Origin of the sequence: Plantibacter sp. VKM Ac-2876, from assembly GCF_015350715.1 — a bacterium.
Classification (GTDB): domain Bacteria; phylum Actinomycetota; class Actinomycetes; order Actinomycetales; family Microbacteriaceae; genus Plantibacter; species Plantibacter auratus.
The window spans coordinates 1247567-1263541 of sequence record NZ_JADKSI010000002.1 but is presented as its reverse complement, the minus strand read 5'-3'; the positions used below and the strand labels follow the sequence as shown (position 1 = coordinate 1263541).

The 15975-nt window shown below is 70.8% G+C and carries 12 protein-coding genes and 1 pseudogene; all 13 read left to right on the top strand.

What is annotated here, in order from left to right:
* The first annotated feature begins 80 nt into the window (after positions 1–80).
* The 13 genes and pseudogenes from ITJ62_RS12380 (at position 81) to ITJ62_RS12320 (ending at position 15973) form a co-directional block, all read left to right on the top strand.
* A complete protein-coding gene (locus tag ITJ62_RS12380) occupies positions 81–1115 on the top strand; it encodes a hypothetical protein (protein WP_194602324.1) in 1035 nt (344 codons plus the stop codon).
* Between the two features lie 2 nt (positions 1116–1117).
* The gene (locus tag ITJ62_RS12375; RefSeq protein ID WP_194602322.1) at positions 1118–1606 is read left to right on the top strand and encodes a DUF6121 family protein; all 489 of its coding nucleotides are present in this window, start codon (positions 1118–1120) and stop codon (positions 1604–1606) included.
* A gap of 126 nt (positions 1607–1732) precedes the next feature.
* The gene (locus tag ITJ62_RS12370; RefSeq protein WP_194602319.1) at positions 1733–3034 is read left to right on the top strand and encodes a hypothetical protein; all 1302 of its coding nucleotides are present in this window, start codon (positions 1733–1735) and stop codon (positions 3032–3034) included.
* Positions 3035–3169: 135 nt separating this feature from the next.
* Entirely contained in the window at positions 3170–3445 is a 276-nt protein-coding gene (locus tag ITJ62_RS12365) for a hypothetical protein (protein WP_191940614.1), read from the top strand.
* Positions 3445–5700, top strand: a complete 2256-nt coding sequence (locus tag ITJ62_RS12360) for a hypothetical protein (protein ID WP_194602316.1) — start codon at positions 3445–3447, stop codon at positions 5698–5700. Before ITJ62_RS12365 ends, ITJ62_RS12360 begins: the two co-directional genes overlap by 1 nt.
* A 194-nt stretch (positions 5701–5894) precedes the next feature.
* Positions 5895–6329 carry a hypothetical protein gene (locus ITJ62_RS12355; protein ID WP_194602314.1) on the top strand — a complete coding sequence of 145 codons (435 nt, stop codon included), beginning with the start codon at positions 5895–5897 and terminating at the stop codon, positions 6327–6329.
* Between the two features lie 106 nt (positions 6330–6435).
* Entirely contained in the window at positions 6436–10956 is a 4521-nt protein-coding gene (locus tag ITJ62_RS12350) for an FtsK/SpoIIIE domain-containing protein (RefSeq protein ID WP_194602311.1), read from the top strand.
* Between the two features lie 121 nt (positions 10957–11077).
* Positions 11078–11374, top strand: a complete 297-nt coding sequence (locus tag ITJ62_RS12345; protein ID WP_056008215.1) for a WXG100 family type VII secretion target — start codon at positions 11078–11080, stop codon at positions 11372–11374.
* Positions 11375–11493: 119 nt separating this feature from the next.
* A pseudogene (locus ITJ62_RS12340) lies at positions 11494–11991 on the top strand (hypothetical protein); the annotation flags it as partial.
* Positions 11991–12935, top strand: a complete 945-nt coding sequence (locus ITJ62_RS12335; protein ID WP_194602308.1) for a hypothetical protein — start codon at positions 11991–11993, stop codon at positions 12933–12935. The pseudogene ITJ62_RS12340 and the gene ITJ62_RS12335, both read left to right, overlap by 1 nt.
* Positions 12932–14581 carry a hypothetical protein gene (locus tag ITJ62_RS12330; protein WP_194602305.1) on the top strand — a complete coding sequence of 550 codons (1650 nt, stop codon included), beginning with the start codon at positions 12932–12934 and terminating at the stop codon, positions 14579–14581. Before ITJ62_RS12335 ends, ITJ62_RS12330 begins: the two co-directional genes overlap by 4 nt.
* A 61-nt stretch (positions 14582–14642) precedes the next feature.
* On the top strand, positions 14643–15155 hold the full coding sequence (locus ITJ62_RS12325; protein WP_194602302.1) for a hypothetical protein: 513 nt from the start codon (positions 14643–14645) through the stop codon (positions 15153–15155).
* Complete coding sequence (locus ITJ62_RS12320) at positions 15152–15973, top strand: PP2C family serine/threonine-protein phosphatase (RefSeq protein ID WP_194602299.1); 822 nt, start codon at positions 15152–15154, stop codon at positions 15971–15973. Before ITJ62_RS12325 ends, ITJ62_RS12320 begins: the two co-directional genes overlap by 4 nt.
* Positions 15974–15975 lie beyond the last annotated feature (2 nt).

Genomic DNA, 15975 nt, shown 5'->3' with positions numbered 1-15975 from the left:
TCGGTGCGACGGCTTGCTACCGTGGCGAGCGGAGCGCCGTGAGGGCGCTCCTGAACTGGCTTCCGCCGAAGGAGTACGCGATGAGCACCCAGAACCCCGAGCCCGGATCGCCGACCGACCCGAGCACTCCGGCGGCTGCCCAGACCGCGGCTGGCTCCGAACGTCCGGCGACCGCGTCCGAGCAGTCCGTGGCCGAGCGGCCCGGAGCCGAGCGGGACATCCTCTCCGAGGACACCGTGCGGCAGGACACCATCACCACGGCGGACGGCGTCGGGGCGGACCCGGTCGTCGACGACCGCCGGGTCGCCGACCGCGCCGACACGGCCTCGGACGCCGGTGTGCGGGAGACCCGCCCGTACCAACCGCACACGCCGCAGCGCGCCTACTCGAACATCGACTTCGACGACGACGACACCGCCGGTACCCCGACGTCGACGGCGACCACCCGACAGGCCGACACCGGTGCCCACCCGTACCCCGCCGCAGCCTACGAGCCGGTCGCCCGCTCCGGCGCGACCGAGACCGCCACCGCAGCGGAGACCGAGCAGCAGCAGGCCTTCCCGCTGTACGTCCAGGCGCCGTCGGAGCCGGAGGTCCGCGGCAACCGTGGCTTCGGCATCCTCATCGGCCTCCTCGGCACCATCATCTTCGCCGGCCTCTACGCGGCCGCTGTCGCGGGCCTCCAGCTGGTGCTGGAAGGCGACGGCACGTTCGTCGAGAACCTCATCCAGATCGCCACCAGCTGGCCGTTCCTCATGGCCGCCGCAGGCTTCTTCCTGGCCTGGGTCGTGACCGCCACCATCGTGAACCGTTCCGGCTGGGTGCACTGGGTGCTCGGCGGCTTCATCATCGGCCTGGTCGTCTTCCTCGCGTGGGTCGGCGGGTTCCTGATCCAGGAGCGCGCGTGGACCCTCAGCGTCGACGAGATCCTCGCCGAGGTCACCGGTGTCGCCTTCACCTTCGGGCCGGTCCTCGCCTTCGTCGTCGCCCGCGAGATCCCCGTCTGGCTCGGTGGCTGGATCGCCGCCCGCGGCCGCAAGGTGCGCGAGGCGAACCTCGAGGCCCGCGCCGAGTACGAGCGCGTCCTCGAAGCCGGACCGACGACCGCCCGCTGAGCATGACCGGTGACGCGGACGGAGCACGCGGTCCCTGGTGGATCGCCCCGTTCGCGGCGGTCACCTACGTGGCGCTCGTCGTCTGCGCGTTCGGGTTCATCAGCCTGCTGGCGGACCTCGACGTCGTGACCGACCGGGATGCCGGCCCGCTGACCGGTCCGCTCATGGTCGTGGTCGCCACGGTCGTGGTCCTCTGGGCGATCATCCGTGAGACGCGCCGCACACCGCTGCGCGTCTCGGTCGGCTCGGCGGTCCTCGCGGGGCTCCTCGCCTGGCTCGCGTACGGCGTGAGCGGCGGCGTGTTCGACGCGATCGCCAGCCGGGACGGAGCGGACGCCGCCGCCTTCGCCGTGACGACGCTGACCGGGCCGTTCTCGGTCACCGTCGGGGTGCTGGCGCTCATCATCGTGCTCGCTGCCGCCGCCGTCGCGACGTCGTCGACCGGCCGACGTCCGACCCCGCGCTGGCCGTGGGAGCATGACGCGCGGTGAGCCGATGCGATGTCGGCCCCGGTCCGCGCGAGGTGCGCCTCTCGTCCCTCCCCACGAGGGCGACGGCGTAGGCGATAATCGATCCGTTGCCGTCGTCGGACGACGACGCTTGGGGAGGAACCACCGATGAGATCACCCGACCTGACCGACACCGGTCTGGATCTCGACCTCGCGGGGACCGCTGACGACGTCGTCGCGCTCGTCCAACGTGCGGTCGCCGCCTCCGGTGAGGACGCGCAGCAGACGAGGCATTACGTCGCGATCGACGGTGGGACCAGCGCGGACATCCGCCTGCGGGTCGTCTCGGTCGACGACCCGGCTCCGCTGCTCGCGTTCGCGATCACGACCGCCCCGTCCGCACGGGGGACGGCCGCGGCGACGTTCATCATGCAGCACGGCGTCCAGAAGCGTCGGCGTCAGCGCTCGTTGCTCGGGCAGGAGCCGTTCCTGACCTTCCTGCGCGCGCTCGCCGAGCTGGCGACCGAGTCCGATCCTGACGCCTCGGCCACTCTGCGCGTGCACGGCGCTCGGACCGTCCTCGCGCCGCGTCCGGCAGCGGCGCCGGGCAGCGCAGGAGGATCCCCTACAAGTGCACCCGTGTACGTCCCCGTCGCGGACGGGCCAATCACCCCGGGCTGGACTCCGGCGACGGCCGATGCGTCGACACCGGCCCCTGCCGTCTCGACCCCGACGTCCGCCGAGCCGGTTCCGGTCTTCGAGGCTCCGGCTGCCCAGGTGCCGGCTCCTGAGCGTGCCGTCTCCGAGACTCCGGTCCCTGGGGCCCCGGCTCCCGCAGCTCCGGCTCCCGAACCGACGTGGGCTCCCGCGGGCTCCGCGCATGAAGGGACCCCGGTCGTCGTCGAGCCACCTGCTGCCGCGCCGCAGTTCCGGGAGCCGCCGGTCGCACCCGCTCAGACACGCGCTCCGGCCGCATCGACGTCCTCGGTCCCGCCCGAGCTGCAGATCACCGTTCCCCCGGGACTGTTCGCCGGTGCACCGGCATCCCCGGGTGCGCCGGAGCGGCCGGTGGCGGACGCCGTGATCCCGACGCCGAAAGCGGATCTCGGTGCCACCGTCGTCTCGGCATCGCTGCGAGCCGGGGACTTCGCGCTGGAGCTCCCCGACGGCGAGCGCATCCCGCTCCGCGGGCCGATCCTGCTCGGACGCAACCCTGCGGCGCGGCCGGAACAGCCTGACGCCGAGCTGCGCTCGCTCGTCGACCCGCGCATGTCCGTCTCGAAGACGCACACGGTCGTCGTACCCGGACGACGGTCGCTCCGCGTGACGGACCTGCACTCCACGAACGGCACGACGATCACGGACGCGTCCGGCGCGGTCACCGTCTGCCAGCCAGGCGAGGCCTACGTCGCGGAAGCCGGTTCGACGATCGGGATCGGCGAGTTCCCGATCCGCGTCGTCGTCGGCTGAGAACGCCGTCGGGCATGGGGAGTGCTCCCCATCGTCGCGTCCCGTGCTCTCGGTTACGCTGGTGGCCGGCGGGGCGAAACCCGCTGTCGGTGACTCTCAGACGGTCGCCGATTCAGTGACGACCCAAGGGGAACTATGGCCGGGGATCAGCTCAGAGTCGACGTCGACACCATTCGGACGATCGCGTCCGGACTGGAGACGAGCGGTTACGCCCTCCCGACCGAGGTGGCCGTCGACCTGAGTGGAAGCTCCAGCTCGACCGTCTCAGGCGCCGCCGAGAGTTTCGCCATGTGGGCGACCGTGCAGACGATGCTCGCGTCGGGTCAGATCACGAACGCCGCGCAGGTCGCCAGGGACGCCGCGGCCACGTGGCAGGAGACCGAGGCACTGATGGCAGAAGGAGCCAACTGATGGGGAACTGGACGAGGGAGGATCCGGGACTCTTCGACGCCGGATCGCTCGGAACGGCCGCGACCGGCCTGCAGACCGTGGAGACGGCCCTCGGCGAGGCTCGGACGGCCGCGACCAACGCGCAGGCGGGTGTGACGCCCGACGTGTGGGGCGGGGATGCTTCGACCACGTGGATCGCTTCGCTCGACACCCCGGCCGCGACGATCGATGCGGTCACCACCGCCCTGAGCGCAGCTCGGACGGCCATCGGCGCGTACTCCGAGACCGTATCCGGAATCGCCACACGTGCGACGTCGGTGAAGCAGACCATGTTCGAGTCGAACCAGGTCATCAACCGCCAATACGCGGACCCCGCAGGTGGCCCGACTCCGGAGCAGGCGCAGCACCGCCAGCTGCAGGAGCAGGCGGCGATGGGCGACCTCACGCTGGCCCGCAACGCGCTCGAGGGGTTGGCCGATGAGCGCACCCTGGCTGACAGCACCCTGGTGCTCGCATTGACCCCGCCGAACGCGACCGCCTGGGAGGCACAGCGTCAGGCACTCGCCGCCATCGGCATCACCGACTCCGGCTCGCTGACGCCGACCGCAGTGGCACAGGCGATGGCCGAGCTCGGGAACCAGATCGCCTCCGGCGACTATTCCGAGGCGGACGTCTCGAACCTGCAGACGCTCTACGACCTGTACGGCAAGAACCCGCAGGTGATGGCGCAGATGAACCTCGCCATGGGTGGCGAGAACGTCGTGAGCCTGGTCGACGAGCTGGGCCGTGGCGCGTTCGACGGGAGCATCCCTGCCGCCGCAGCTCTCGCGTTGGCGCAGAGCGTGCGTGGTGGCCTGTCGGTCGGCTCGGAACGCTGGTCGCCCCTGACCGGTCAGACCTTCGCCGAAGAGATGATGGCGAACGCCAGCACGACCGTCGGCGGCGACCCCGCGGCGATCGGCTTCCTGTTCGGCGACCCGACGAACGCCCCGATCGGTGTCACCACCACGCTCGCGCTCGCCGACATGATCGATCAGGAGGAGCGCGGGAACTACCACATCTGGCAGGACGGCTCGCCGATGCCGGGTGGCACGACGCTCGCGTTGCTCGAGGAGGAGCAGACCGGACTCTCCGGACTGCGCGTCGTCGACCTCGCCGGCCGTGTGCTCGACACGCTGGGTCAATATCCAGACGAGGCGCTCGACTGGCTGACGAGCACTGAGGCGGACGGCGTCACGGGTGAAGGGACGCTCGGTGAGAACCGGGTCGATTACTGGTACGGCGAGCGCGACTGGTCGACGTATGACCAGTTCGAGGGCCCGGCCGGCCTCTGGGCAGGCGCCCAGAACGCCACCGGTGGGCCTGCGGACGGGAGTGGTGCGTACTCCCCGGAAGTGTGGGGGCGTGCCGCGACGTTGACTCACGACGTGATGAACGCGCTGGCCGGCAACGACCAGTTCCTCACTGAGAACATCAGCGAGATCGCGTCGATCAAGATGGTCGCCGCCCTGACGCCGCAGATCCCGGGCTTCGTCGAGGATCCGCTGAACGCGGAGGGCGACGACGGCGGCTCGACGCTCGTGTCGCAGGTCTTCGGCGCCGGAGATCCGAGGGAATACGCTCGCGTCTCGAAGTCGGTGCTCTCCGACATCCTGGGCGCAGTCGGTGACCATCCCGCCGGCGCGGAGGCGCTGCGGGACGTGGTGTCGAACTACCAGGTCGCACTCACGGAGGCTGCTACAGCGGAGAACGCGTCCGTGCCTGGACTCACGCAGCGCGTCGTCGTCCTCCAGGGCATGCTCGACGGCTCGGCGGACGGAGCCGCACTCGGCGAGGCCACCCGCCAGGACGAGGCCATCGAGGCGGCACTCGGGATGCTGTCCGACGCCATCGGCCTCATTCCGGTGCCCGGACTCGGCGGTGCTGCGGACATCGCCCAGGGCTACGTGCTCGGACAGCTGATCGGTGCCGCCGAGGCACACGACGTCGCCACGTTCGCGAACAACCATGCGACCCTGGCCGAGGAACTCGGTGGGGGCGAGGCCAACAACCGGCAGGCTGTTCGCATCATGGTCGCCCAGATCGTGTGGGACACCCAGCACCCGGAGGGTGTGCCGGACCCGTCCGGACTCGACGCTGAGGAACTCGACGAATGGTTCAAGGATCATGAGGTCGCGATCAACGCGGCGCTCGACTCGGCGGACGGCGGATTCACGGCGGACACCTTCGCCAGCCGGTATAGCGACGCGTACACGGCAGCGAAGGAAGGCAAGTGATGGCTCGGGACCGGATCGTGGCAGGGATGACCGGCGCGTCGCTCCTCATCGCGCTGACCGGGTGCACACCGACCGCGCCATCGACGTCCGGACAACCGTTCCCGGATGTCGTCTGGGCTGACGGAGAGCCTTCGGGCGAATTCGAACAGGATGCTTGGGTTCAAGCGGCTCGGTCGGCGCTGACCGCCCTCGCCGTGGCGCAAAACCGCAACGACTTCGAGCTGCCCGAGCTGGTCGAGGCCACGACGTACGAGGTGCGTTCCGCCGCCTGGCGCGGCGCGCGGGATCGTGTCGAGGCCGGCGAGCGGACCGACGTGCACCCTGGGCCGCAGCCGCTGGAACCGCAGAGCGTCGAGGTGTCGGCGGACGGTCGAAGCGCGAGCGTCCAGGCATGCGTCGCGCTCGACTGGTCGTCGCCCCAGGGCACTCCTCCGGAATCCTTCGACACGGCCGGAGCGGAGTACCGCCTCGAGCGCACCGAGGACGGCCGGACCGTCCTCGACGCCATCGTCGGCTTGCCGAACCTCGACTGCGCGACTGCCGATCCCGCCGTCGGACTGTTCGATCCGGCCCCGAAGGAGTCTTCGGTGACGGATGTCGATCAGATCGTCCGACCACAGACCGACTGACCTGGTCGGACGTCGGACACGGCGCACGCCGGATCCTGGCTCGCTCCGTCGTCGCTAGGCTGATCGAGGTCGCGTCGAGCGGCCCGCACTTCCAAGGGGATCCTGCATGCGCATCAAGCTGACGTTGACCAGGCCGTCCGGGTCGTCCGCCGACATCGTCGTGACGACGGACGCGGCGGCGAGCATCGCCGAGGTCGCGTCGACCATCGCGCGCGTCGACCCGCAGGGACCCGATTCCGCGAACGCCGACTTCACGCTGCATGCGCGCCTGCCGGGCTCGACCGAGACCCTCCCGCTCCCGCCGGAGGCTCCCATCGGCGAGGCGTGGGTCGGCTCGGGTGCCGTCATCGAGCTCGCTGACGCGGGCGTCTACTACTCCGCGGCGCGCACCGGCCAGGCTCCCGCGGTCGCCGTGGTCAGGGTCCTCTCCGGCGACGACGCGGGCCGGGAGTTCACCCTGCCGGCCGGCAGCTGGACCATCGGTCGCGAGGCGAGCTGCGACATCGTCCTCGACGACCCGCTCGTCTCGAAGCGTCATGCACGCCTCGAGGTCGGCGGCGAGATCGAACTCGTCGACCTCGGCGCGGCCAACGGGATCGTCGTCGACGGCGGCATCGTGCCACGACTCAAGGTCATCGAGCCGGAGCGCGTGCTCATCGGCGACACCGAGGTCGAGATCGGGTTCGCCGGGACCGTCGGTCGCGCGGGCGTCGTCCCGAAGGCCGGGCCGGTGTACTTCAACCGGTCGCCGCGCGTCGAGCAGCGCTACGCGGGGGAGACCTTCCCCGCTCCCGAGCCGCCGACCGAGCGCGAGAACCAGCCGTTCCCGCTCCTCGGCATGCTGACGCCGATGCTCCTCGGTGGCGCGATGTACTTCTTCACGCGGAATCCACTGTCGCTCATCTTCATCGCGATGACGCCGCTCATGCTCATCGGCAACTACTTCACCGGTCGCGGGCGCAACAAACGCAAGCTCAAGCAGCAGATCAAGATCTTCGACGAGCGCCTCGAGTCCCTCGGCAAGCAGCTCGCGGCTGAGCGGGAGATCGAGCACGACGTCCGCATGCGCGAGGCACCGTCCACCTCGGAGGCGCTCAAGCACGCGCTCACGCGGGGGCCGCTGCTGTGGACCAGGCGCCCCGAGCACTGGTCCTTCCTGAATCTCCGGCTCGGCGTCGGCACGATGCCCTCGCGCAACGAGGTCTCGGCGAAAGCACGCGACAGCTTCCTGCCGGAGTTCCAGGAGCGACTCGAGAAGCTCAAGGACCAGTACGCGACGGTCGCCGACGTGCCGATCATCGACAACCTCTACGACGCCGGCGCGCTCGGCATCGCCGGTTCGCCGCAGACCGCCGGGGGAGCGGTGAACGGCATCCTCGTCCAGCTCACCGCCCTCCACTCGCCGGCCGAGGTCGTCGTCTCGGCGATCGTCTCGCCCGCGTGGTCGAACGCCCTCTCCTGGGTCAAGTGGCTCCCGCACGCGTCGTCGCCCAACAGCCCGCTCGACGTCGGTCACCTCGCCGACAGCGTGTCGAGCGGCAACCTGCTGCTGGCCGCGATCGAGGAACTCGTCCAGACCCGCCTGCAGGCGGCCCGGGCAGGCGACGCCCGACGCGGAGCCATCTCCGAGAAGCAGGCGGCCCAGGAGCGCGGCGCGGAGATCGGGACCAAGAGCTCCAACGACACCGGCACGAAGTCCCCGATCCCCGCGATCGTCCTGCTCATCTCCGACGACGTCGGCGTCGACCGCGCACGCCTCGTCCAGCTCGCCGAGATCGCGGCGGACGCGGGTGTCTTCCCGATCTGGATCGCCGACGACGTCGTCTCGCTCCCCGCCGCCTGCCGGACCTTCCTGCAGGTCCCGGAGGCCGGGGCCGGCGTGGACGCACCGGCGACGGTCGGCATGGTCCGCCTCGGCTACTCCGTCGACGACGCGCGCCCGGAGTTCGTCGACCCGGTGACGGCCCTCGACTACGCGCGACGCATGGCGTCCGTGATCGACGCCGGTGCTCTCGTCGAGGACTCGAGCGACCTCCCGCGCTCGGTGTCCATGGTCACGCTGCTCGGTCCGGAGCTCACGACCTCGAGCGACGCCGTGGTCGACCGCTGGCGGCAGAACTCCTCGATCCACGACCGCACGCCCGGCCTCCCGCCGAAGCCCCGCCGGGCGGGCCAGTTGCGCGCGACCGTCGGATCGGGCGGTGTCGACGCCATGCACCTCGACCTCCGCGCCCAGGGCCCCCACGCCCTCGTCGGCGGGACGACGGGTGCCGGTAAGAGCGAGTTCCTGCAGGCCTGGGTGCTCGGGATGGCGGCCGAGTACAGCCCAGACCGCGTCTCGTTCCTCTTCGTCGACTACAAGGGAGGCTCGGCCTTCGCGGACTGCGTGACGCTCCCGCACTGCGTCGGACTCGTCACCGACCTGAGCCCGCACCTCGTCCGGCGGGCGCTCACGAGCCTCCGCGCCGAGCTGCACTTCCGTGAGCACCTGCTCAACCGGAAGAAGGCCAAGGACCTCCTCGAGCTCGAGAAGCGGGGCGACCCGGACTCGCCGCCCGCCCTCGTCCTCGTCATCGACGAGTTCGCGGCGCTCGTCGGCGAGGTCCCGGAGTTCGTCGACGGCGTCGTCGACATCGCCCAGCGCGGTCGCTCGCTCGGGATCCACCTCATCATGGCGACCCAGCGACCCGCCGGTGTCATCAAAGACAACCTGCGCGCGAACACCAACCTCCGCGTCGCGCTGCGCATGGCCGACGAGTCCGACAGCCAGGACGTGGTCGGCGTCAAGGACGCGGCGCACTTCGACCCGGGCGTCCCCGGCCGCGGAATCGCGAAGACCGGTCCCGGCCGCCTGAGCATCTTCCAGTCCGGCTATGCGGGCGGCTGGACGAGCGACGAGCCCAAGCGTTCCGACATCGAGGTCCGGGAGCTGCGGTTCGGCGGCGAGACGCGCTGGGAGGAGCCCCGCGCTGCCGACGCCGAGGAGGAGCGCGACCTCGGCCCCACCGACCAGCAGCGGCTCGTCGCGAGCATCATCGCCGCAGCCGACCGGGCATCCATCCCGGCGCCGCGACGGCCCTGGCTCGACGAGCTGGCGCCCGTCTACGACCTCAGCAAGCTCCGTCAACGGTCCGACGCCGAACTGCTCATCGGTGTCGCCGACCTCCCGGACTCGCAGGAGCAGCGTCCGGTCTACTTCCGGCCGGACGTCGACGGCCACATCGCCGTGTTCGGCACCGGCGGGTCGGGCAAGAGCACCGTCCTGCGGACCCTCGCCACGGCGGCCGGCATCACGCCGCGTGGCGGTCCGGTCGAGGTGTACGGCCTCGACTTCGGCGCGGGCAGCCTCCGCATGCTCGAGGCCTTGCCGCACATCGGATCGATCATCCCCGGCGACGACCAGGAGCGCGTCATCCGACTGCTCCGCCGGATCAAGGAGATCGTCGACGAGCGCAGCGTCCGGTACGCCGAGGCGAACGCGTCCTCGATCACCGACTACCGCCGCGTCTCGGGTCGCAACGACGAGCGCCGCATCCTCCTGCTCGTCGACGGCTTCCAGTCCTTCCGGCAGGAGTACGAGACGACGCTCGGCCTGTCCTCCTGGTACACGCTGTTCCAGCAGCTCATCACCGACGGACGGCAGCTCGGCGTGAACATCGCGTTCTCGGCCGACCGCCCGGGCTCCGTGCCGACGAACATCAGCTCCGGTGTGCAGCGGCGTGTGGTGCTGCGTCTCGCGGACGAGACCGGCTACCAGCTCCTCGGGGTGCCGAAGGACATCCTCGGCCCGGAGTCGCCCGCCGGCCGGGCGATCGTCGACGGACTCGAGGTCCAGGTCGCGATCCTCGGTGGTTCGCCGGTGCTCTCGGACCAGTCGGTCGCGACGGTCCGGCTCGCGGAGGCGATGTCGCGCGCGGGAGCCACGATCACGGCCCCGCCGATCGGCGCGCTGCCGAAGGAGATCGAGGCGCGCGAGCTGCCCGAGCGCGTCGGCGACCGCCCTGTGCTCGGCATCGGCGACGCCGACCTCGCACCGATCGGGTTCGACCCGACCGGCGCGTTCCTCGTCGGCGGCCCTCCCGGCAGCGGTCGGACGAACGCCGTCGCGTCCCTGGTCGGCGCCATGCGACGCTTCGATCCGGCGACGCGCTTCGTCTACTTCGGCTCCAAGCGCTCGGAACTGCTGCGGGAGCTGCGCTTCGACGAGTCGGCCGTCACCCCCGAGACGATCGCCGAGCAGGCGAAGGCGCTGTCCGCGGCGATCGCGGCCGAGACGGTGACCGGCCGGACGGTCGTCGTCATCGAGACGCTGTCGGACTACCTCAACGGCATCGCCGACCCGCCGCTCGTGGAGCTCATCAAGGCCATCAAGCGCAGCGACCACCTCGTGATCGCCGAGAACGAGGTGTCGGGCTGGTCGTCGTCCTGGCCGCTCATGGGCGAGATCAAGAGCGCCAGGCGGGGCATCCTGCTGCAGCCGGAGCAGATGGAGGGCGACCTCGTCCTCCGGACGACCTTCCCCAGGCTCGCGCGCAAGGACTTCCCGCAGGGGCGCGGAATGTACGCGAACCGCGGTGCACTGTCGCGCGTGCAGCTGCCGATCGCGCCCGAGTTCCCCGTCTCCTGAGCGGCGTCGTCCCTGGATGGGGACTGCATGGGGAGTGCTCCCCATGTGCTCCCGCGAGGCGTTGTGGTTACATGATGAAGGCACCGACGGTGCCGGTGACCACAACGAAGGAGCAAGACTCATGGCCAACATCAACGTCAACTACAGCGAGATCAAGCAGGCCGCCGTCAACCTGACGACGGGTAAGGGCGAGGTCGAGACCACGCTCAACCGCCTCCAGACCCTCATCAACAACCTCGTGTCCTCCGGGTTCCAGACCGACACCGCGTCCGGCACCTTCAACGAGACCTACACGGCCTTCACGCAGAGCGCGACGGTCACGATCCAGCACCTCGACAAGCTGTCGGGCTACCTCAACAACGCCGTGACCACGCTCGAGCAGACCGACGCAGCCCTCGCTGCCGGCGCCGGCCAGTAGTCACCACCGTCGACTTCGCTCTGCGCGCCCTCCCGACCAGGTGTCGGTGAGGGCGCGCGGGTTTTCCGGCGAAGGCGACCCACGGCGACAGCGACGCAGCACCACGCGACGAGGAGCAAGCAGTGTACGGCGACACCCAACAGATCCGCCTCCGCGCGACGGAGCTACGAACCCTCGCGACCGAGGTCCGTAGCCGTGCCGGAGACCTCCGCTCGGCCGCCGAGCTCGCGTGGACCTCCACCGCCGCGGAGACCTTCATCGAGCAGCTCGGCACCCGGGCGGTCTCGCTCGAGAACTCGGCGACGCAGCTCGACGACGCGGCCGACAAGCTCGACGCGCACGCGACCGCCGTCGAGCACGTGAAGCAGCTCATCGAGGACGCAGCCCGTTGGGTGGGCGACCGCTGGAACGACGCCGTGAACCTCGTCTCCGGCGCGGTCGAGACCGTCAAGGACGGCGCCGCGAAGGTCTTCGAGTTCTTCGGCCAGGAGGTCCCGGACTTCCTCGTGCACCAGGCCAAGGACATCGTCGCCTCCACGCCATCGCTGCCGACACCCGGTGACCGCAGTTGGCTGGACCTTGCAGACCTCTACCGCAGCCGAGGATGGACCCCCTGATGCCCATGACCCGTACCCGCCCGGCTCCCGCCGCGGCAGCCTTCCTGCTGACCGCGGACGAACTCCACGTCCTGGAGCATCGCACCCCGCACATCGTGCTGCCACCCGCCTTCCACACCGAATGGGGTTCGCGCGTGTCGCCCGCCGAAGTCCGGGAGCGCGAGCAGCGAGCCGTCGCGCGGCTCCGGGAGCGGCGACTCCTCGCCCGCGGCGACGACAGCCTCCCGGACGACCTCACCGCTGACGTCGATCCCGATTTCGCCGCCTTCCTGTCGATGCCGCAGTTCGCGACGGCGGCCGTCGACGCCTCCTGCTGGACCCTCGACCGGACGGCGATCCAGTCCGTCTCCGTGATCGGCGCGCACGCCCTGGCGCTGCTGCGGACGCAGCGGGTCGACCACTCTGACGCGGCCCTCGCCGAGCACGGCACGGCCGCGCGCGACGAGGACGCCGTCGAGATCCGCGCCTTCGACACCGCCGGGCTGGCCCAGCAACTCCTGCGACCCCTCTCCGCGCTCCACGACGTCCCCGACGCGCGGGGTCGTTCGACCGACGTGGTCGTCCTCCCGCTCGCGGACGCCGAGGCGCTCGTCCTCGCGCTCCGCCAGGACCGACCAGACGTCGTCGGCGCGGTCGTCGAACAGCTCCACAGCCCGCAGGCCGCGGTGCTCCTCGGCGGTGTCGCGCGGCGGATCGACGGCGGCTTCCGGCTCGACGCGCTCTCCCGGAGCGGGGAGCCCATGAGACGGTGGACGGACACGTGGCTCCGTGGTGCCGACGGCTGGGTCGCCGTGTCGGTCGACACTCCGGACGTCGAAGCGGCGGGTATGGACCCGTCCACCGTCGCCGAGGGGACCCGGGTCTCGCTCCGGGCCGTCCGTCGCGCGGACATCGTCGCCGAGGTGTTGGCGATCGCCGCGACCATCCAGGGAGCCCGGGCATGAGCGGCATCACGGTCTCCGGTGGAGCCGGCGGCGTCGGCGCGAAGCTCGACGACATGCGACTGCAGGCGCAGCAACTCGCCACGTTGTCGACCGAGCTCATCGGGCGTTCGTGCACGGCCGCGGCGAAAGCGGTCGACGGCGACCTGCTCGAGTCCATGATCCTGTCCCCGGTCACGGGGGCGGCCGCGGAAGGCGCCATCGTCCTCGCCTCCGGTTCCCTCCTCCTCGTCGCGACCGAGACCGGCGTCTCCGCCGTCTTCCTCGAGGGCGCCGTCGTCGCCTACGAGACCGCCGACCAACTGATCGCCGCGGCGACGGTCGCCCTCCACAACGGCGTCGCCTTCGTCATCGGTGTCCTCGCGGTGCCGGTCGGCCTCGTCGCAGCGGCGGGCGTGGCGGTGGTGGGCGGGGCGTGGATGCTCACCGTGGCAGGCGTCAACATCGTGGTCGAGGGTGTCGACTCGCTGGTCGAGGGTGCCCAGCAGACGCTGGACCAGATCGGCGACAACCCCTGGCTGCTGCTGTCGCCGGCCGGCGTCGCGGGACTGTTCACCGCCAACTCGATCACCGCCTACTCGCCGCAGGAGGTCGTCGACCGGACGGCGGCGACCTATGCCGACGCGCTGTCGAGGCTGCAGGAACTCGCCCCGGTCGCGGCCCAGGCCGCCAACGAATGGCTGGGCGACAACGCGTGGATCGAGGACATCCTCACGGACGGCGCCCCAGGCCTGCTGGCCGGCCTCACCTTCCTCCCCGGGCTGTTGCCCGGCTTCAACGGACTCATGTCGGTCGTCACCGGCCAGGGCTGGCCGCCGCTCACCTATGAGCAGGCGATCGACGCCATCGCCACCGGTGGCGGCCGGTTCGGCCTCTTCGACGACGGGCAGGGCGGCCTCGCCATGGATCCCGACGACCCCTCACAGCCGCTCGCCGTGCCTCGGGACCGAACCGTCACCGACCTCGGCGACCTCCTGCAGGGTTCGGCGGACATCGACAAGGGTGAGGAGGAGCTCAGCAACATCCGCGTGATCCAGTCGGCCGGACCGCCGCCGAGCTGGATCGTGCAGATCCCGAGCACGCAGGTCTGGGATCCGCACGGTGGCGCGATCTCGAACGACCTCACCTCCGACATCGCTGCCATGCAGGGTGAACAGACCGCGCTCGGCCAGGCGGTGAAGGACGCGATGGCCGCCGCCGGTATCTCTCCGTCGGACCCGGTGATGCTCGAGGGCTTCAGCCTCGGCGGGATCACGGCCGGGTCGCTGGCCTCGGACCCGGACTTCGGCTACAACGTGACGCACCTCGTCACGGCGGGTTCGCCGATCGCACGCTTCGACATCCCCGACGACGTGCAGGTCCTCTCGATGGAGTTCAACGAGGATCCGGTCGCCCGGCTCGATGGACAGGGGAACCCGGACTCGGCCAACTGGACGACGGTCCAGGGTGACGCCCCGCGACTGGGCGGCGTCAACCCGGAACAGCAGGATCCGGGGATCGCGAGTGCCCACAACGCGCAGCGGTACGAGATGATGGCGGACGAGACGTCGTCGTCGGGAGACCCGAGCGTCGACGCCTACCTGGACTCGGCGAGCGGCTTCTTCAGCGGTGATCAACAGGTGACCGACTACAGTCCTACGCGGAGATGATCGACCGCGGCCCGACACCGGGTCGCCCGTCCACAGCCCGTTCCCGACCGTGAGGCCTTCCATGCGCATCAGCACCATCGTCCGATCCGGCGCCGTGTCGGTCGTCCTGTTGGTGCTCCTCACCGCCTGCGGGACCGCAGCGCCGACGGCGCAACGCACCCCGGCCCGCACCCCGGACCGGACACTTGCCGCCGTCGAGGAAGCGATCGCCGAGATCCCCGGGGCCGGCTTCCGGGCCGCCCGCGCCTGGGACGGCACGACGGCGTACGTCACCGCGACGCTCTCGGCGACCGACGCCTTCACCGGCGACCCCGGTGCCCTCGTGGACTACTCCCTCGCGCAGCTCGCTTCCCAGGACGAGGTCGACCGCGGGCGCTTCGTGCGATTCGCCTTCGACGCGCCCGGACAGACCGTCGAGTCGACGATCGCCATCCTCGCGACGCTGGACATCGCCTCCGAGCAGTACGCCGGTGGCGATTCCGTGGAGCTCTCGAGCTCCGACCTCGACGCGAGGTACGGAAGCTGGCCGGGCGAGGTACCGACCCTTCCCGCCGCGTTGGGCGGTGCGGGATGACGACGATCGAGACCGCGCGGTCCACGCACACCCTGCGCAGCGAGGGCCGGACCGACACCGGGCTGGTCCGACGCCTGAACGAGGACGCGTTCTACGCCGGCGCGCCCGCCTTCGTGGTCGCGGACGGCATGGGCGGGCACGAACGCGGCGAGGTCGCGAGCCGTGAGGTCGCGGCGGCGCTCGAACGCGGCATACCGATCGGCATGCCGACGACGACCGAGGCGGTCGTGACCACGATCGTCGCCGCCAACGCGGTCATCCGCAGCATCCCCACGCCGAACGGGGTCATCGGCACGACCGTCGCGGGCCTCGCGCTCGTGGCGCTGTCGCCGCAGACCGACCTCCACTGGATGGTGTTCAACGTGGGGGACTCACGGGTCTACACCTGGGCCGACGGCGCACTCCGTCGGATCACCGTCGACCACTCGGCCGTCCAGGAACTCGTCGACGCCGGTTCCATCACGGAGGCGGAGGCGCGCGAACACCCCGACCGCAACATCGTGACGAAGGCGATCGGCGTCGAGGCCGGCATCGACCCGGACGTCTGGCTCCTCCCCGTCGCCGGGCGGCAGCGGTTCCTCCTCTGCTCCGACGGTCTCACGGGCGAACTGTCCGACGAGCTGATCGCCGAGGTCCTGTCGCAGGGCTTCGAGGGGGCCGCCGACCGCCTCGTCGAGCTCGCGCTGGCCGCCGGCGGACGGGACAACGTGACCGCGCTCGTCGTCGACGTCGTGTCGACCTCGCTGATGTCCAGCGGCCCCGGCTACGATGACGCGGGTGGTCTCGGGTATCTTGAAGAGACGATGCCGCGAGGCTAGAG